Source organism: Micromonospora sp. WMMD1128 (assembly GCF_027497235.1).
GTDB lineage: Bacteria > Actinomycetota > Actinomycetes > Mycobacteriales > Micromonosporaceae > Micromonospora.
The window spans coordinates 4,975,011-4,993,228 of record NZ_CP114902.1 but is presented as its reverse complement, the minus strand read 5'-3'; the positions used below and the strand labels follow the sequence as shown (position 1 = coordinate 4,993,228).

General features: G+C 69.7%; 14 protein-coding genes and 1 pseudogene. 8 read left to right on the top strand and 7 right to left on the bottom strand.

The genetic code is table 11. The annotated features are described in order from the left end of the window. Positions 1–216 precede the first annotated feature (216 nt). The 4 genes from O7602_RS22210 to O7602_RS22195 all read left to right on the top strand — a co-directional run bounded on the left by O7602_RS22210 (position 217) and on the right by O7602_RS22195 (position 5,884). Positions 217–1,500, top strand: a complete 1,284-nt coding sequence (locus tag O7602_RS22210; protein ID WP_281584547.1) for an extracellular solute-binding protein — start codon at positions 217–219, stop codon at positions 1,498–1,500. A gap of 78 nt (positions 1,501–1,578) precedes the next feature. Further along, entirely contained in the window at positions 1,579–2,586 is a 1,008-nt protein-coding gene (locus O7602_RS22205; RefSeq protein WP_281584546.1) for a sugar ABC transporter permease, read from the top strand. Next, complete coding sequence (locus O7602_RS22200; protein ID WP_281584545.1) at positions 2,583–3,443, top strand: carbohydrate ABC transporter permease; 861 nt, start codon at positions 2,583–2,585, stop codon at positions 3,441–3,443. Before O7602_RS22205 ends, O7602_RS22200 begins: the two co-directional genes overlap by 4 nt. After that, a complete protein-coding gene (locus O7602_RS22195; protein ID WP_281584544.1) occupies positions 3,440–5,884 on the top strand; it encodes a glycoside hydrolase family 2 protein in 2,445 nt (814 codons plus the stop codon). Before O7602_RS22200 ends, O7602_RS22195 begins: the two co-directional genes overlap by 4 nt. 57 nt (positions 5,885–5,941) lie before the next feature. Here the strand turns inward: O7602_RS22195 and O7602_RS22190 are convergent, their stop codons facing one another. Further along, positions 5,942–7,225: a hypothetical protein gene (locus O7602_RS22190; RefSeq protein WP_281584543.1), complete on the bottom strand. Its 1,284-nt coding sequence runs from the start codon at positions 7,223–7,225 to the stop codon at positions 5,942–5,944. Beyond that, positions 7,171–8,055, bottom strand: a complete 885-nt coding sequence (locus O7602_RS22185; RefSeq protein ID WP_281584542.1) for an inositol monophosphatase family protein — start codon at positions 8,053–8,055, stop codon at positions 7,171–7,173. The genes O7602_RS22190 and O7602_RS22185 overlap by 55 nt, the downstream gene beginning before the upstream one ends. A gap of 282 nt (positions 8,056–8,337) precedes the next feature. On the opposite strand from O7602_RS22185, the gene O7602_RS22180 reads away from it, so the two are divergent. Then, positions 8,338–9,051 carry a trypsin-like serine protease gene (locus tag O7602_RS22180; RefSeq protein ID WP_281584541.1) on the top strand — a complete coding sequence of 238 codons (714 nt, stop codon included), beginning with the start codon at positions 8,338–8,340 and terminating at the stop codon, positions 9,049–9,051. Between the two features lie 45 nt (positions 9,052–9,096). Here O7602_RS22180 and O7602_RS22175 read toward each other — a convergent pair whose 3' ends face one another. From O7602_RS22175 to O7602_RS22165, 3 genes are all read right to left on the bottom strand, one after another. Beyond that, a complete protein-coding gene (locus O7602_RS22175) occupies positions 9,097–10,479 on the bottom strand; it encodes a stress response protein (RefSeq protein WP_281584540.1) in 1,383 nt (460 codons plus the stop codon). A gap of 360 nt (positions 10,480–10,839) precedes the next feature. Further along, positions 10,840–11,034 (bottom strand): DUF397 domain-containing protein, encoded by a 195-nt coding sequence (locus O7602_RS22170; RefSeq protein WP_281584539.1) that lies wholly within the window; start codon positions 11,032–11,034, stop codon positions 10,840–10,842. Beyond that, positions 11,027–11,830, bottom strand: a complete 804-nt coding sequence (locus O7602_RS22165; protein ID WP_281584538.1) for a helix-turn-helix transcriptional regulator — start codon at positions 11,828–11,830, stop codon at positions 11,027–11,029. The genes O7602_RS22170 and O7602_RS22165 overlap by 8 nt, the downstream gene beginning before the upstream one ends. A 175-nt stretch (positions 11,831–12,005) precedes the next feature. Between O7602_RS22165 and O7602_RS22160 the strand changes: the two genes are divergently transcribed. The 3 genes and pseudogenes from O7602_RS22160 (at position 12,006) to O7602_RS22150 (ending at position 15,434) form a co-directional block, all read left to right on the top strand. Then, entirely contained in the window at positions 12,006–13,166 is a 1,161-nt protein-coding gene (locus O7602_RS22160) for an ISAs1 family transposase (RefSeq protein ID WP_281584537.1), read from the top strand. Between the two features lie 286 nt (positions 13,167–13,452). After that, a pseudogene (locus O7602_RS22155) lies at positions 13,453–13,692 on the top strand (hypothetical protein); the annotation flags it as partial. Further along, complete coding sequence (locus O7602_RS22150; RefSeq protein ID WP_281584535.1) at positions 13,689–15,434, top strand: hypothetical protein; 1,746 nt, start codon at positions 13,689–13,691, stop codon at positions 15,432–15,434. The pseudogene O7602_RS22155 and the gene O7602_RS22150, both read left to right, overlap by 4 nt. A 21-nt stretch (positions 15,435–15,455) precedes the next feature. On the opposite strand, the gene O7602_RS22145 is transcribed toward O7602_RS22150, so the two are convergent. After that, positions 15,456–16,169 carry a hypothetical protein gene (locus tag O7602_RS22145; RefSeq protein WP_281584534.1) on the bottom strand — a complete coding sequence of 238 codons (714 nt, stop codon included), beginning with the start codon at positions 16,167–16,169 and terminating at the stop codon, positions 15,456–15,458. A 94-nt stretch (positions 16,170–16,263) separates the two neighbouring features. Next, a complete protein-coding gene (gene ilvD / locus O7602_RS22140; RefSeq protein ID WP_281584533.1) occupies positions 16,264–18,111 on the bottom strand; it encodes a dihydroxy-acid dehydratase in 1,848 nt (615 codons plus the stop codon). Positions 18,112–18,218: the final 107 nt, after the last annotated feature.

Genomic DNA, 18,218 nt, shown 5'->3' with positions numbered 1-18,218 from the left:
CTCGACCGCCGGGGTGGCCGGCGGGTGTGACGCTACTGCACCGGTGCGCCCCTCCAGGCCGCGGGACTGAACCACACAGTTCGGTACTGGGTGCGGTTCAGTGCTGTTAACCGGCCGTTGACACTGCCAGGGGCGGACCGTACGGTGGCGTCACTTATCCGGTTCAGTCAACGTCTCTCGATATCGGGAGCGTTCCCATTTGGCGCGGAGGATGGCATGAAACGGTCCTGGACGCACTGGGCGCGCACGGCCGCCGTCGGTGCCCTCAGCCTGGTCATGGTCGCCGCATGCAGCGGCAGGAGCACCACCGGCGGCTCGGACGCGGCCGACGGTCAGGTCACCTTGAAGATCAATTTCTGGGGCGACTTCGGCCTCCAGGACCTCAAGACCAAGTACGAGGCCGAGCACAAGAACGTCAAGATCCAGCTCAACTCGGGCGAGTACAACGCCCAGCACGAGGACCTGCAGAAGAAGCTCGTCGCCGGCAACGGCGCGCCGGACATCGCGGCGATCGACGAGGGCTTCATGGTCCAGTTCCGCAGCCAGTCCGACAAGTTCGTCAACCTGCTCGACAAGGGCGCCGGGTCGTACGAGAGCAAGTACCTGCCCTGGAAGTGGAAGCAGTCGCTGTCCGCCGACGGCAAGACGCAGATCGGCCTCGGCACCGACGTGGGTGGCCTGGCCATGTGCTACCGCACCGACCTGTTCTCCGCCGCCGGCCTGCCCACCGATCGCGACCAGGTCTCCGCGCTCTGGCCCACCTGGGACAAGTTCATCGAGGTCGGCCAGCAGTACACCGGCAAGACCAAGAAGAAGTTCCTCGACGCCGGCACCAACCTGTTCAACCCGGTCCTCGGGCAGCAGCAGGTCGGCTTCTACAACGACCAGGAGCAGCTCCAGATGGACGGCGGCCCGAAGGTCGCCTTCGACTACACGGTCAAGGCGGTCGACGCCGGCCTCTCGGCCAACCTGGTCAGCTTCCAGGCCGACTGGGACAAGGGCTTCACCAGCGGCGCGTTCGCCGTGCTGGCCTGCCCGGCGTGGATGCTCGGCCACATCAAGGACACCGCGCCCGGCACCGAGGGCAAGTGGGACATCGCCGCGGTGCCCGGTGGCGGCGGCAACTGGGGCGGCTCGTTCCTCACCATCCCCAAGCAGGGTAAGCACGTCGACGAGGCGTACAAGCTGCTGGAGTGGCTGGTCGCGCCGGAGCAGCAGATCGAGATCTTCAAGAAGGTCGGCAACCTCCCGTCGCAGCCGGCGCTCTACACCGACCCGGCCATCGCCGACTTCAAGAACCCGTTCTTCAACGACGCCCCGGTCGGTCAGATCTTCCCGAAGATGGCGCAGGGCCTCACCCCGCAGTACCTGGGCAAGAAGAACGGCCCCACCCGGGTCGCGGTGGAGAACGTCATCCGGCGGGTGGAGAACAAGTCGCTGAAGTCGGACGCCGCCTGGAACGAGGCGGTCAAGGAAGCCGAGAAGGCGGCCAAGTCCTGACGCCCCACCGGCGCCGGAGCGGGGACCTGACCCGCTCCGGCGCCGCCCGCCCACCCGCCTCGGCTCTGGAGTGAACCGATGTCCAGCACCCCTGCCGCGCCCGCGCCGCCGAGCCGCCGACCCGCGCGAGAACGCGATGGGGCCGGCGACCGGCGGTTGACCTGGCGCAACCGGCTGTACCGCTTCGACATGCGCTACATGCCGTACCTCATGATCGCGCCGTTCTTCCTGCTCTTCCTCGTGTTCGGGCTCTTCCCGCTGCTGTTCAACGCGGTGGTCTCGCTGCGCAACTACCGCCTGGACGACCCGACGTTGCCCTACTGGGCGGGCGCCGAGAACTTCAGCCGGCTCATGGCCGACGAGGACTTCTGGAACGCGCTCTACAACACGTTCGGCATCTTCCTGCTCTCCACCGTGCCGCAGCTGCTGCTCGCGCTGCTTGTCGCCTCGCTGCTCAACCGGAAACTGCGGGCGCAGACGTGGTGGCGGGTCGGCGTGCTGCTGCCGTACGTGACGCCGATCGTGGCCTCCAGCATGGTCTTCAGCGTCTTCTTCTCCCGCGACTTCGGCATGGCCAACTGGGTCCTCGGCCTGCTCGGCATCGGCGGCGCGGACGACCCGATCGACTGGCGGGCCGACAAGCTGCACGCCTGGATCGCCATCGCCACCATGGTCAACTGGAAGTGGATCGGCTACAACGCGCTGCTCTACCTGGCCGCCATGCAGTCCATCCCGCGCGACGTCTACGAGGCCGCCGCCATCGACGGCGCCAACCAGTGGAAGCAGCTCTGGCGGATCACCGTCCCGATGATCCAGCCGATCGTCCTGTTCACCGTGATCCTCTCCACCATCGGCGGGTTGCAGCTGTTCACCGAGCCGATGCTCTTCGACCCGAACGCCCAGGCCGCCACCGGCGGGCCGAACGGTGAGTGGCAGACCATCGCCCAGCTCATCTACAAGGTCGGCTGGAAGGACCTCAACCTCGGCTACGCCGCGGCCATGTCCTGGGCCCTGTTCCTGATCGTCCTGATCGTCGCCGGCCTCAACTACCTGCTGACGAACCGACTCTCGGGAGGTCGTCGGTGACGACACGACGTGTGGTGGCCCGGGCGCCGCAGGACACCCCGGCCGGCCTCTGGACCTACCTGCTGCTCGCGGTCAGCATGCTGTTCGCCGCGTTCCCGCTCTACTGGATGTTCGTCATCGCCACGAGCAACGACGAGGCGCTGGCGAAGCTCCCCCCGGCGATCGTCCCGGGCGACAGGTTCCTGACCAACGTCGACGAGGTCTTCTCCCTCCAGGACGTCTACTTCGCCGCGTCGCTCGTCAACAGCGTCATCGTGTCGACGGTGGTGACCGCCTCGGTGCTGTTCTTCTGTTCACTGGCCGGGTTCGCGTTCGCCAAGCTGCGCTTCAAGGGCAGCAGCGCGCTGATGGTCTTCGTGGTGCTCACGCTCACCGTGCCCAACCAGCTCGGCATCGTCGCGCTCTACATCGTGATGGGCAAGCTCGGCTGGAACGGCACGCTGCTCGCGGTCATCGCCCCCGGCCTCGTCACCGCGTTCGGCGTGTTCTACATGCGGCAGTTCATCGTGAACACCGTCCCGGACGAGCTGGTCGAGGCGGCCCGGGTCGACGGCGCCACGACCATGCGGGTGTACGCCACCATCGTGCTGCCCGCGATCCGCCCGGCCCTCGCCGTACTCGGCCTGCTCACGTTCGTGGCCACCTGGAACGACTTCCAGTGGCCGCTGATCACGCTGAACGGCACCGACTTCCCGACCTCGATGGTGGCCATCTCCGACCTGGCCAGCGGCAACTACGTCATCTACCGGCGGGTGCTGGCCGGCGCGCTCATCGCCACCGCGCCCCTGCTGCTCATGCTGTTCATCGGTGGACGCCAGATCGTCCGCGGAATCATGGAAGGCGCGGTGAAGTCGTGAGCCGTTCCACGCTGCTGCACGAGGGCTGGACGCTGCGGGCCGAATCCGGCCCGGCGGTGCCACCGGAGATCGCCGGGACGGCGGTGCCGGCGACAGTCCCCGGATGCGTGCACACCGACCTGCTGGCCGCCGGCCTCATCCCCGACCCGTACCTCGACGACAACGAGAACCGGCTCACCTGGATCGGGCGCACCGACTGGGTCTACCGGACCACGTTCGCCTGGCAACCCGGCGACAGCGCGGACCGGGTGGACCTGGTCTGCGCCGGCCTGGACACGGTCGCCACGGTCACGCTCAACGACGTCGAGGTCGGCCGCACCGAGAACCAGCACCGCGGCTACCGCTTCGACGTCCGGTCGCTGCTGCGCCCCGGTGACAACACCCTGGCCGTACGCTTCGACTCGCCCTACCGCTACGCCGAGGCGCATCGGGACCGGCTCGGCGACCGGCCCAACGCGTACCCGGAGCCGTTCCACTTCATCCGCAAGACCGCCTGCAACTTCGGCTGGGACTGGGGACCGACGGTGGTCACCGCCGGCATCTGGCAGGACATCGGCCTGCACGCCTGGTCCACCGCCCGGCTCGCGTCGGTCCGGCCGCTCGTCACGGTGGTCGACGGCACCGGCCGGGTCGAGCTGCACGTCGAGGTCGAGCGGGCCGCCGACGAGCCGCTCACCGTCCGCGCCGCCGTCGCCGGCGTCACCGCCGAGGTCACCGTGCCGGCGGGGGAGCGGGCCGCCGCGCTCACCCTCACCGTGCCGGACCCCGCGCTGTGGTGGCCGGTCGGGTACGGCGACCAGCCCCTGCACGACCTGGACGTGACCCTGCACGCCGCCGACGGGCGGCACCTGGACGCCGCGTCCCGCCGGATCGGTTTCCGTTCGATCCGCCTCGACACCACGCCCGACGACCACGGCACCCCGTTCACGCTCGTCGTCAACGACGTGCCGGTCTTCGTCAAGGGCGTCAACTGGATCCCCGACGACGCCTTCGGAAACCGGGTCACCCGGGACCGCCTGGCGCAGCGGTTCGGCCAGGCGGTCGACGCCAACGTCAACCTGCTGCGGATCTGGGGCGGCGGGCGCTACGAGTCGGACGACTTCTACGAACTGGCCGACACGCTCGGGCTGCTGGTGCAGCAGGACTTCCTCTTCGCCTGCGCGGCGTACCCGGAGGAGGAGCCGTTCCGCACCGAGGTCGAGGCGGAGGCCCGGCAGCAGGTGTCCCGGCTCGCCGGGCATCCGTCGCTGGTGCTCTGGACCGGCAACAACGAGAACATCTGGGGCTGGCACGACTGGGACTGGCAGGAACCGCTCGCCGGCCGCACCTGGGGACGGGGCTACTACCTGGAGCTGCTGCCCGCGATCGTCGGCGAGCTGGACCCGACCGTGCCCTACTGGCCGGGCAGCCCCTGGTCCGGTCGCGACGACATCCACCCCAACGACCCGGCGCACGGCACCATGCACATCTGGACCGTCTGGAACGACGACGACTACACCAGATACCGCGAGTACGTGCCGCGCTTCGTCGCCGAGTTCGGCTACCAGGGGCCACCCGCGTACGCGACGCTGCGCCGGGCCATCTCCGACGAACCCCTCGCGCACGACTCACCCGGCATGGCCCACCACCAGAAGGCCGCCGACGGGGACCGCAAGCTCCAGCGCGGCCTCGACGCCCACCTGCCGCCGCCCGCCGACTTCGACGACTGGCACTACTTCACCCAGCTCAACCAGGCCCGCGCCATCCAACTCGGCGTCGAACACTTCCGCTCGCACCGACCCGTCTGCATGGGCACCATCGTGTGGCAGCTCAACGACTGCTGGCCGGTCACCTCCTGGGCCGCCGTCGACGGCGACGGCCGACGCAAACCCCTGTGGTACGCGCTGCGCCGCGCCTACGCCGACCGGCTGCTCACCGTGCAACCGCGCGACGGCGGGCTGGCGCTGGTCGCGGTGAACGACACCGCGCGGGCGTGGACCGCGCCGGCCACTGTCACCCGGGTCACCGTCACCGGGGAGCCGAGGGCGAAGACCTCGGTCGACCTCGACGTCCCGGCGTACTCCTCGGTGGTGTTGACCTTGCCGGCGGAGCTGGCGCGGCCGGACGAAGGTCGGCGTGAGCTGCTGGTCGCGGAGGCCGGCGACACCGCGGAGCGCGCGCTGTGGTTCTTCGCCGAGGACCGCGACATCGACTGGCCGGCGGCCGAGTGGGACGCGAGCGTCGAGCCGGTCGACGGCGGCCAGCGGATCGTGGTGACCGCCCGCACGGCGTTGCGCGACCTGACGCTGTTCCCCGACCGGCTGGACCCGTCCGCGCAGGTCGACCGGGCGCTTGTGACGTTGCTGCCGGGCGAGAGCACCGCCTTCACGGTGCGCGCGCTCGCGCCGCTGGACGCGGCGGCGCTCACCCACCGCCCGGTGCTGCGCTGCGTGAACATGTAAGGCGGGGCCCCCGCTTAACGCATTCGGTATAGGCGGGGGCCCCTATTAACCGTCGCGTCAGCGTCCGGCCCGCTTCCACGCCCGGTAGAACTCCTTGTACAGGAAGCGCTGTACCGGCGTGCCGGTGGCAGCCATCTGTTTGCCGATCACCCGGGCGCCGATCCACATTCCCGAGACCTTTGGTATGCCCGGCACCGACTCGGCCACGGACGCCACGCCGTTGACGAGTTCCTGCTCTACCGCCGACAACACGATCTTGCGAAACCCGAGGCGTTCGAGCAGTTGCTTCTTCGCCTCGTCGATGTCCCGTGCCAGGCGTAGATAGTCCTCGTCGGTGACGCACCTGGCGACGGCCGCTCGCAGATCAGCCGCCTTCTGCCGATATTCGCCGATGCGGCTGACGACCAGGTCGACCCACGCGTTGTCGCCCAGCCTGCCGGTCTCCGAGGCATGCCAGAGCCGGCCACCGAGAAGCGGTAGTTCCAGCTCGAGCAGCCGCACCTGATGAGTGTCGCTCTCACTCGCGGCAGTGGCGAGCGACTGGTGGATGCCGCGAATAGCCTTGATGACGTCGAGTACGACTCCCTCGGCCGCGCCCTCGCGGGACAAATCGAAGGTGAGGAGGAAATCTCTTCGGAGGGGGTGTGCCTGGTAGGAAAGGCCGGTGGCATCCGCCCTCGACCGATACTTGAGCCCGCGGGCAAGGGTGGCCGCGACGTAGACCTCCTCCCCAGGCGGGGCCATCGACCGTAGTGGCCCCCGTAGGACGATCGAAGCCGCCCTCGCCCACTCACCGAAAGGATCATCCTCCACACCGTCGGAGGTCGCGATCCGATCGGCGTGATGGCCGGCGACGCGGACGTGTGCGGCCTGGAACGTGGACCACCCGTGGATGCGCCTCGACAGCGAGTTACGGGTGCCGGGCATGGCATCGTCACAGGCGAGTGCCTGCTCGATGAACTGCCCGAGCGCCCGGCTTCCCTGCCAGCTCTGCAGATCCTGAAGAGCGGACTCCTCGGCGGTCCGGGCGGCTTGGCTCTCATCGGCGTCCAGTTGCAGCGGATGGAGCAGCTCGGCCTCTGCCAACGCCCGGAGCAGGAGAGGCTTGGTGCCGAAATCCGCAGCGGTGGGTTGCGCGAGCACCGGATGGGCGACCCACACCCGTTTCATGAAGATCAATGACTGGATCAGCTCGACGAACGCCTGTCGCGCGAACGGATCGCCGGGTTGCCCGTGGCGGTTCTGGGCGGAGACGAAGTCATCGGCACCGATGATCGATGTGACGTCTACGAGGACTTCGGTGTTTCGGTGCGGGAGTTCCGCGCTACCTCCACGAACCACTTGACTGCCTCCGGGCGACCCATGACGGTGCTGGCGAAAGTCGGTTCTGGCTGAGCGAGCGTCTCGATGGACACCGGTAGACGCTTGTTTCCATCGATGTCCGTAGACATTAGACCGACGATCTCACCCAGGCACAAGCCCGCCAAGCCGTCCCAGACCTTCTGCCGCCCGCGGTGGAAGAGGTCGAAGCGCGGTGAGCCCTCGACGAGGTCGGTGAGATCCAGCGCTGTCCGAAGCATGTCGAGCGTCTGTGACGTGGTGCGGGTCTTCAGCCGATATCCGGCCTTGATCATGGCCGACTCGTGACGCGGTGCCTCGGACGTCGAACTGCGTGTCAGGGATGCGACAAGTGCGGGCTCCGGACTGTTGTTGAGCGTGGCGGGTCGACCGTTGACCAGGATCGTGTTGTCGGCTCGGGACGCGTGCACGATCACCGGCGCGCGACCGGTGCCGAGTTCGGGGGCGACGATGAGCGCGGCCACCGGCTCCCGCCGCTCCAGCAGGCAGACGACGGAGCAGAACTCGGTGCTCTGCGGCCGGACGAACTCCGCCGTGCCATCGATCGGATCGATGATCCAGATCCGATCGGGTTCCTCGTCGACGGCGGGCCGCCAACTACCACTACCTGATTCCTCGGCAAGCACGCGGGCCGCAGGATCCAGGGCGCGGATCTTGGCGAGGATCATCCGCTCGACTACGAGGTCGGCCTCCGTGAGCAGAGTCTGGTCGGCCTTCTCCCGCACGTCGATTTCCGTGACCCGGGACCGGTAGGCAGCAAGGGTGCTTAGGAGGTCCGTCGCCAGCCCGGACCACAGCTGCTCAAATTTCATCGACACTCCTACCCGCCCCGGTGGGACAAGCCTGCCAACGGAGGCCCCATCCTCCCACCACTTCTCCCGTCTGCGGAAAGGCTCGACCGCGCTCGCCACGGAGGGCTTCGAGAGGACGTCGACACGGTGGTGTGACCGACGAGAACCGGCGCTGGCGCCAACCAGCCCTGACTCCGTCATCACCGCGAAACCGCATTGTCATCCAGTGCTTCTGCCGATTGTGCGCGGAATTGATTATGGTCACCTGATCAATACCAATGGCTGGACGGGAGAACCTTGTTCATGATCGAGCGCTTGATCCGTTCAGGTGTCGTAGCCGTTGCGGCGGCCGGCCTCGCGGTCGCGCTGGTGTTCGCCGGCTCGACCCCGGCGTCTGCCATATTCGGTGGCACCACCAGCGGGGTGCTCCGCGGCCAGGTCAACATCTGGGCCGACTCCGGAGCGAGATACAAGTGCACCGGAACGCTTATCGGTCAGCGTTGGGTGCTCACCGCCAAGCACTGCTTCGACGGCGAAGACCCCGACAGGTTCCAGATCTGGACCGGTGACCGCAGGCCGAAGTACGGCGAGGGGGTCCCGGTCATCGGCTGGGCGCCCAACGACAAGTACGACGTCGCGGTGCTGCATCTGCGGTGGTCCGTGCGCAACGTGAACCTCATCGCGAAGTACAACGCCAACTCGCTCCTGAAGACCGGCATCACCGTCGCGGTGCGGGGCTGGGGTCAGGATCAACCATCCGTGCCCTCGTCGGCGCCAACTCCGTCGCTCCGGGTCTGTTCCCTGTCGGTGGACGGGTCCGCCGTGGACCACATGCGGCTGATTCCCATCGACGGCATTCCGGTGAAGGGAGACTCGGGCGCGGGCGTTTGGGCGGGCGACCGCGTCTATGGGATCTACTACTCGTACGCGCCGGACTATTCCTACGGCTATGCCATCCAGACGTCGGTGGTCGCCGGGTGGATCGAGGGTTTGACGGGCATCCCGGGAGTGGGCTGACCACCCGCGCCTCCCGCGCCCGTTCGGGCGGGAGGCGCGGCGGGGTCACGGCCTCGGTTGGTTGTCACCCGCCCCCGACGAGGTGTCGAGTTCCGGGCTGTCCTGGGATGAGATGGCGGTGGAGACGAGGCTGGCGGCGACCGGCTGCACGGGCGTGACGTCGTCCGGCGTGCGAAGGCGTGGCGGTGCGGGCATCCACGGCTTCAGGTTCTGGATGATCTGCTCGTAGAAGTCGTCGATCGCGTGCAACATCGAATCGATGAAGGCACCCCGCCCGCTGCCCCGCTTGGTTCCCGCCGCCGTGCTCTGCGCAACCCGGAATGCCCGCAGCTCACGGGCGGGATCGGTGACCAGCGTGGTGGGCTCGGCGCGGACCTGCCGCAGGAGATCCGTGGCGCCACCGCCCCGGGCGTGCATGACGAACGCCTCGATCCGTACCGTCTCCGGCGCGTCCTTCAGTTGGCGGATGAGCCAGTTCACCCTCGTGGTCGGTCGGCCGGTGCGGGGAGCGTCCACGTCGACGTGGCAGACGATCTGCCCGGCCCGCAGATCGGCGGTGACGTGAAGGTGGCCGACCGCGCCCGGAATCCGGATGCTGCCGGTCAGCGTGCCCGTGGTGACGAGTTGGTTGACGAGCGACTGGGTGCGTACCGCCGGATCGGCGAGGTCACGGCGGCTCAGCGCGGGCGTGACGTCGGTGCCCAACTGCCGGCCGAGGCGCAGGCAGGCGTAGCGGATCAGGGCGTCGAATCGGCCGGCCACCTCCGCCGCGCCGCCGTCGCCGGCCCGCAGCGTTCCCGCCGACACCCCATCGCGTACGGGGACCCAGGCCGGCCCCATGTCGCTGAACTCCAGCGCACCCGAACGGGGGTGCTCCAGGTATCGGATCAGCTCACCCAGGACCCATGCCTGGTCCGGGTCGGCGACGCCGCGGTACTCCTTCTGGATCACCGCCTGGGTCAGGATCTCCGTCCAGGGCAGGTGGAAGAGCGCGACCTTGCGCAGCTTCCGGCGGTCGATAGTGGTCGGATGCTGGCCCGGAACGGGGGCGATCTCGTTGGAGATCGTGATGAGGGCGTCGAAGCCCTGCTCCCGGGCGATGTCCAGGTACGCCTCCAGTTGCTCCGACTTCAGCGCGTTGCTGCCGGTCTTCACCTCGACCAGCGCGGTCCACTGCCGCTGACCCCGCGTGACGCGGACGAGGCCGTCCGGGAAGAGCTGCTGGTTGCCGAGTTTGAACGGCACCTCGATGAACGTCTGCACCGTGCCGGCCGGTGCGCCGAGGGACTGGGTCAGGATCCGCCCGAACTCCCGGACCGCGCTCATCACCGCCAACAGTGCGGAGGTCGCCCGGCGTTCCTGCTCCTCCGCGCCGTTGATACCGGAGGTGGGGATCAGGCGGGCGGCGAGCCAGGTCTCCTCGGACATGCGATGACTCCTCGTGAAGGCGGTGGTACGAGAAGTTACTCGCGGGCCGGCCCGGAAAGCGGCGTGACCGTTGGCGCGTACGCACGGAAAGAGTTGACCGGTCGGGTGCCGGACGATCCGCCCGGGCCGGCTCGGACTGCCGGATGGAGCGGTCCGTGTCCACGGTTCGGCCCTTACGGGCGCTTCCGTCCGTTAGTTGACTGCGCTTCCCGCGCCGTGAGTGGAACGCCATGGGCGTCAAACGGGCGCTGACACACGCCCATAGCGTTCCACTCAGCCGGGCTGAGCGCGGTGAGTGGAACGGTGTGGGTGTCGAACGGGGCCGGAGAGACCCATGGCGTTCCACTGACCGGCTGGGTGTCAGCGGGTGCGTCTGGTCTGGGCGGTGAAGGTGGTCCAGGCGGCGGGGGTGAAGGTGAGGACCGGCCCTGCCGGGTTCTTGCTGTCGCGTACGGCGACCACGCCGGGCAGGTTGTCGGCGACCTCGACACAGTCGCCGCCGTTGCTGCCGCTGCGTGTGCTCTTGCGCCACTGGGCTCCGGTCAGATCAGCCATGGTGGACCTCCCCGATGATCTTGTTGATCAGTTGCCTCGATTGTCCTTCATCGAGGACGAGCTGACCGAGCCCCGCCCAGATGTTCTCGTAGGCGGCGAACTCTTCCGGACGGTCCAGATATAGCGCGCCGGTCCATGACTCGCTGTAGATCACTGGTGGTTCAGGCGTGGCCCGAGTCCCGGGCGGAAATTCCAGCATGACGAACGTGCCTGCCTCGACGCCCCGATGCAGGCCCGCAGAGAGCGGCAGAACCCTGATGCGGACGTTGGGCCGTTCGCTGACTGTGAGCAGGTGGCGGAGTTGTTCAGCCATCGTCTCCCGGTCGCCGACCACGCGGAGCAGCGCAGCCTCGGAAACCACGACATCCATCTTCGGCGCGGGCGGTAGCCGCCTGGTAAGGAGGGTCTGCCGCTGCAACCTGACCTCTACGAGCCGTTCCCGCTCTTCCTCAGTTACCTCGCTGCGGTGCTGGTATACCGAGAAAGCGTATGCGCGAGTCTGCAACAGGCCCGGGACAAGCGCCTCGTCGTACCGTCGTATCCGGTTGGCGGACTGTTCCAGGCTCACGTACAGCTCGAACCAGTCCGGGATGGCGTCGCCGTAGGCGTGCCACCAACCTTTCGCCTTCGTCTCGCTGGCCAGGGCGGCGAGTGCGCCGGTCAGTTCCGCGTTCGCGTCGTAGAGCTGGCACATCGCCCGCACATCCACCCCACGCGCCGACCCGAGGCCGCTCTCGATCCGCCACACCTTCTGCCGGCTGCACTCCAGCGCCTCGGCCGCCGCGTCGAGCGTCACCCCGGCCTCGGTGCGCAACTGCCGCAGCGCCCGGCCAGGGCCCCGGCAAAGTCGTGACGGTGTCTGACTTGTGGGGCTTGGAGTAGAAGCGCCGCTGTTGGTGGCAGCAAGACGGGCATGACCTGTTCGGAAGATCATCAAGGTTCCTACGCCATGCTGATCCCCGAAGTGAGTCATGCCCGCGCTGCCATCATCGCTGATCTCGTCCTTGTCCCATGCACCGGCTCTGACCGTGCCGGAAACCGCTGGTGGGCTTCCCGAAGCGCTCGCTGGTCTACCTGATCCACGGGCCCGGCGAGGTGTCCGGCACCGGCTGACCGTCGTGGTCACCGCAGCGGTGTGCGCCGTGGTCGCTGGCTACCGCTCGTACGCCGCGATCGCTGAGTGGATCGCCGACGTGCCGGCCGAGACGGCTCTCGCCCTGGGCATGACGGCCGACCGGCGCCCATCGGAGGCGATGATCCGCCGGCTGTTGCAGGCCATGGACCCCCAGCTACTGACCACGGCAATCGGCGTCTGGCTCGCCGACCGCAGCACCGCGACGACCCCACAGGCGATCGCCGTCGACGGCAAGGCCCTGCGCGGCTCCCGCACCCCCAACACCCCGGCCCGGCATGTGATGACCGCCTGCGACCAGAGCACCGGTGTGGTCCTTGCCAGCATCGACGTCGACGGCAAGACCAACGAGATCACCCGCTTCGCGCCGCTGCTCGACCAACTCGCCGACCTCCGCGACACCGTGATCACCGCCGATGCCCTGCACTGCCAACGCGAGCACGTCACCTACCTCGCCGAACGCGGCGCCCACTGGATCCTGACCGTCAAAGGCAACCAACCCCACCTGCACGCCCAGCTCACCGCACTGCCCTGGCGGGCAGTCCCGGACGCCACCCGCGACACCGACCGCGGACACGGCCGCCGCGAGATCCGCAGCTGCAAGATCCTGAGCGTCTCCACCGGCATCGACCTCCCACACGCCGCCCAAGCCATCCAGATCCGCCGCCGCAGACGCCGCCTGGACCAGCCGAAACGCTTCACCACCGAAACCGTCTACGCCATCACCGACCTCCGCGTCCACCAGGCGAAACCAACACAACTGGCAGCGTGGACCCGCGGGCACTGGTCAATCGAGAACAAGGTCCACTGGATCCGCGACGTCACCTACGACGAAGACCGCTCCCAGATCCGCACCGGCACCGGACCCGAAGTCATGGCCGCCCTCCGCAACGCCGCCATCGGCGCCCTACGCCTGACCGGCGTCACCAACATCGCCGCCGCCAACCGACACCACGCCCGCGACAGCACCCGACCACTGGCACTACTCGGCATCACCTGACGACTTTGCCGGAGCCCTGGCGCCCGGCCGAGCTGTCGTCGCGGCACCGTGGAACCCATGTCCTCGGCCAACGCCCGCGCCTCCGTCCCATTTTGCAACACCCGGAATACCCGCTCCGGAATGCATATCCGTTATGCAGAAATAAGTCAAGAATCGGGGCCGCAGAGCGTTGCGCCAATGCCAATAACGCCAGAGGATGACCAGCGCGAAAGCTCTGTCCTAGCGAAAATCGGAAATGGGAGTGGTGTTCTCGTGTACCTATTCTGGGAATCCCATGGGTGAGCGTTTCGTGGCGCACCTGCCCTTCACCGCTGCCGACCTGTCCGCCGCCCGGCACTTCGCCGGCACGCTGGCCCGCTCGGTGAGCTTCCTGTCCGAGGTGGACGCCGGTGAGGTCACCGTCAGCTTCGAGGACGCGCAGGGCGTACGCCATCGGGTCTTCTGCGACCTGCCGCTGCCCGACCGCCGGCGGTGCGCCCGTCGGGTCGACCACGACGGGCCCTGCGCGCCGAGGCCGCCGCGGTGAGCGACGTGGTCGTCTGCCCGGCGTGCGGAGGCGTGGGCTGCCCGCGCTGCCGCCGGCGGGGTCGCCGCCGCGCACAGCTCCTGCTCACCGTCGCCAACCGGGATACCGGCGCGGTCGCCTCCCACCTGGTGACGCCCGCCGACCTCGACCCCCGCGCGAATGCGGCCGGCGACGCGGTGGTCGACCTGACTCCTCGGGTACGCGATCTCGCGTCCGCCGTCGCCGTCGTGCTCGATCCCGAGCCGCTGCGGGTACGCCTGCCGGCGGCCTGGCGGCCCGAACTGCCTGCCACGGACCGGTACGCCCTGGCGGCGGTGGCCCTCGCCGACGCGGCCCGCCGGCCGTGGCGGCTCTGGGTGGGTGGGTCCACCGCCCCGTGCCCGGTGGACCCCGGAGTCCGGCTCGCCCAGCTCTGCCACCTGGCCGACCTGCTCCTGCTCGACCTCGTGGTGACCGTCCGCCGGCAGGGCGACCGTCACGTGTGGACGGTCCGCTACGAGGCACCTGGCTCACCCGTCCGCACCGGGCCGGTGGAGGGCAGCGCCGACCTGACGGCCGCGCTGCTCCGCACCGACGCGCGGGCGGCCCTGGCCGGCCTCACCGATCGAGGGCTCACCGCGCCGGCCGGGCTGCTCGAACCCGGGCCCCGACGCTCCGGCTCGGCGGTGACACCGGCGATCCCGGCGTCACCCGGGCCGGTCGGCGAGGTCGCGCGCCGCGTCGTCGCCGAGCTGACCGATGGGCGGCCCGGCGCCCAGGCGGTGTGGCGGGACGGTGGTTGGTGGCACAGCGGCCTGCGGTACGCCGGCCCACCCGGCCGATCGACGGCGCGCGACCGGACGCCTCTGCGCCGGGTCACCGAGCCGCCCGACCCGTCCCGCCTCGGCCGGTCGGGAGTCGGGGCGTCGGGCGTCCCGTCCCCGCTCGGCGGGTCGGCCCGCGGTCGGAGCCGCCCGGCGGTGCTCGTCACCGTCACCGACTTGCGGCACCGGGTGGTGCACCTGACCTGGCGAAGTGGCGCCCTGGAGGTCGCCCGCCCGGTGGCCACCACGCCGGACGGCCGGCCGGTGGTGCGGCTACCCGAGCGCTACCGGCTCGGGGAGTGGGCGCGTGTCTTCGGCGTACGTCCGGAGGACCTGGCGGAGGCGGACGGCGGTCACATGATCGACCGCGACCTGCGCGACGGATACGTTAGCCTGCCGTGGGTCGGGGCCGACCCGGTGGGTGAGTACGTGCGCCGGATCGGGGTCGGCCGGCTCGTCGTCACGGCCGCCCGTCCGGAGGTGCCGCCCCTGGTTGACGTTATCCGGCTTGTGCGTGGCCTGGACCTGGCGTTGCACGTCGGGGTGCTCGACCTGCGGCAGCACGCCGGGGACCCGCTGCGCCCGGACGGCCGGTGGTGGTCGGTGGAGGTGCGACCACGTGACGCCCCGGTGCACCCGGACGACCTGCCCACCCGGCCCAGCCTTGCCTCGGCGCTCGACGACTGCCTCACCCACCTGGCCGACGACCTGGGCGAGATGGTGCCGCCCGACCCGGACGAGTCGCTGCCGGTGCCCGGCTGGCCGGCGTGCGAGCCGGCCGCCGACCCGGTGTCCGCGTTGCTCCGGCTCGCCGCCCAGCACGCCGGCCGGGCGGTGACCCTGCGCCTCACCCGCGCCGGCCACACCGTGCACCGCCACGACGGTGGTAAGGAGGGGGCCCCGCTTAACGCATTCGGTATAGGCGGGGGCCCCTATTAACTCAGTTGGGCAGGGCGCAACTCAGTTGGGCAGGGCGGCCAGGCCGGCCAGCAACTCCCACCGCTCGGCGTCGGTGAGTACCGCGTACGCCGGCTCGTCGCGGCGGTCGGTGTCGGCCTCGACCGCCGCGCGCACCGGCCCGTCGGGCAGCGCGCGGATCTCGTCGGCGGTCAGGTCGGCGGCCCGCCACGCGGCCCGGTGCGCGTCGGCACGATGGTGCCGCAGCGAGCCCAGCCGCGTCACCAGCAGCAGCGCGGGGGAGGCGCCCGCCGGCTCGTACGGCGGGGACATGGCCCGGAACGCCGGCCCGCCGGTGGCCTGACCGTGCGCCAGCACCCGGCCGACCAGGTCCGCGAGCCGCGGCACGATGGTCAGGCCGGGCAGTACGCCGGGCAGCAGCGCCCCCCACAGCTCCTCGGCGGCCTCGCCGGTGGCCCGCTGCGCGAACAGCGTCAACTCCCGGCCCAGCTCGGTCAGGTGCCAGGCGCCCTCGTCGTCGCGGACGAAGATGCCCTGCTTCAGCTCTTTTTCCATGCTGCCGGAGGTGTAGACCAGGCCGTCGGCGAGCGCCTCGGCCGGCATCGGCCGGGCCAGTACCCCGGAGAAGAAGCTGTTCTCAGCGCCGAGGTCGCAGCCGCGCTCGGCGTAGAACGCCTCCATCCGGGGGCGGGCCGCCCACCGGGCGCCCACGTAGACCCGGTCGATCGCCGGTCGGATCAGTCGTGCGTAACTCACCGTCGTCTCCACGTCGCCGGACCCTACCGGCGGCGGGTGTTAAGCGGGGCCCCCGCCTATACCGCAGGCGTTAAGCGGGGGCCCCTCCTTACACCTACTCCGGGACGCGGCGGTAGGCGCCGTCGCTGGCTGAGGTGGCCATCGAGGCGTACGCGCGCAGCGCGGCCGACACCGGGCGCTGCCGGTCCGTGGGGGTGTAGGGGCGGTCGCGCTTCTCCTCGGCGACCCGGCGCGCCTCCAACTCGTCGGCGGGCACGTTCAGCTCGATGGAGCGGGCCGGGATGTCGATGACGATCTCGTCGCCGTCGCACACGAGGGCGATCAGCCCGCCGGAGGCGGCCTCGGGGGAGGCGTGTCCGATGGACAGGCCGGAGGTGCCGCCGGAGAACCGGCCGTCGGTGAGCAGTGCGCAGGACCGCCCCAACCCGCGACCCTTGAGGAACGAGGTGGGGTAGAGCATCTCCTGCATGCCGGGGCCGCCCTTGGGGCCCTCGTAACGGATCACCACGACGTCCCCGGCGACGATCTCCTTGGCCAGGATGGCGGTCACCGCGTCGTCCTGCGACTCGAAGACCTTCGCCGGCCCGCGGAAGGTCAGGCATTCCTCGGGCACGCCGGCGGTCTTCACCACGCAGCCGTCCGGCGCCAGGTTGCCGTGCAGGATGGCCAGCCCGCCGTCGGCGCTGTAGGCGTGTTCGCGGTCCCGGATGCAGCCGCCGGCGGCGTCGGTATCAAGCGACGACCAGCGGTTGGTGGTGGAGAACGGCTCGGTGGTGCGCACCCCGCCGGGCGCGGCGTGGAACAGCTCGACCGCCTCGGGGGTGGCCGAGCCGCCCCGGACGTCCCAGTCGGCAAGCCACTGCTGGAGGTTGGGGGAGTGCACGGCGCGCACGTCGCGGTGGAGCAGGCCGGCGCGGTCCATCTCGCCGAGGATGGCCGGGATGCCGCCGGCCCGGTGCACGTCCTCCATGTGGTAGTCGGGCGAGTTGGGGGCGACCTTGGCCAGGCACGGCACCCGCCGGGAGATGGCGTCGATGTCGGCCACGTCGAAGTCCAGCTCCGCCTCGCGGGCGGCGGCGAGCAGGTGCAGCACGGTGTTCGTCGAGCCGCCCATGGCGACGTCGAGCGCGACCGCGTTCTCGAACGCCGGTCGCCCGGCGATCGAGCGGGGCAGCACGGAGGCGTCGTCCTGGTCGTACCAGCGCTTGGCGATCTCGACGGCGGTGCGGCCGGCCTCGACGAAGAGCGACCGGCGCGCGGCGTGGGTGGCGAGCGTCGACCCGTTGCCGGGCAGCGCCAGGCCGATCGCCTCGGTCAGGCAGTTCATCGAGTTGGCGGTGAACATGCCGGAGCAGGAGCCGCAGGTCGGGCAGGCCGAGCGTTCGATCTCGCCGAGCTGGTCGTCGGTGACCGCCTCGTTGGAGGAGGCGATCATGGCGTCGATCAGGTCGATCTTGGAGTGGACGACGCCCTCGACGGCCACCGTCTTGCCGGCCTCCATCGGGCCGCCGGAGACGAAGACGGTCGGGATGTTCAGCCGCAGCGCGGCGAGCAGCATCCCCGGGGTGATCTTGTCGCAGTTGGAGATGCAGACCAGGGCGTCCGCGCAGTGCGCGTTGACCATGTATTCCACCGCGTCGGCGATCAGCTCCCGGCTGGGCAGCGAGTAGAGCATGCCGCCGTGGCCCATGGCGATGCCGTCGTCGACGGCGATCGTGTTGAACTCCCGACCCACGCCGCCGGCGTCGGCCACCGCGTCGGCGACCAGGCCGCCGAGGTCCTTGAGATGGACATGACCGGGTACGAACTGGGTGAAACTGTTCGCGATGGCGACGATCGGCTTGCCGAAGTCGTCGTCGGTCATCCCGGTGGCCCGCCAGAGGGCCCGGGCGCCGGCCATCGTCCGACCATGGGTGGATGTCCTCGACCGCAGCTCAGGCATGGGTACCAGTCTGACACCGCCGGGCCGCCCGTTCCCACCCGCGCGTCCCGTGTCCCAACAGTTGCACACCCGGTGCCCCACGGGAGGCGCGAATCCGGCACAGTTGC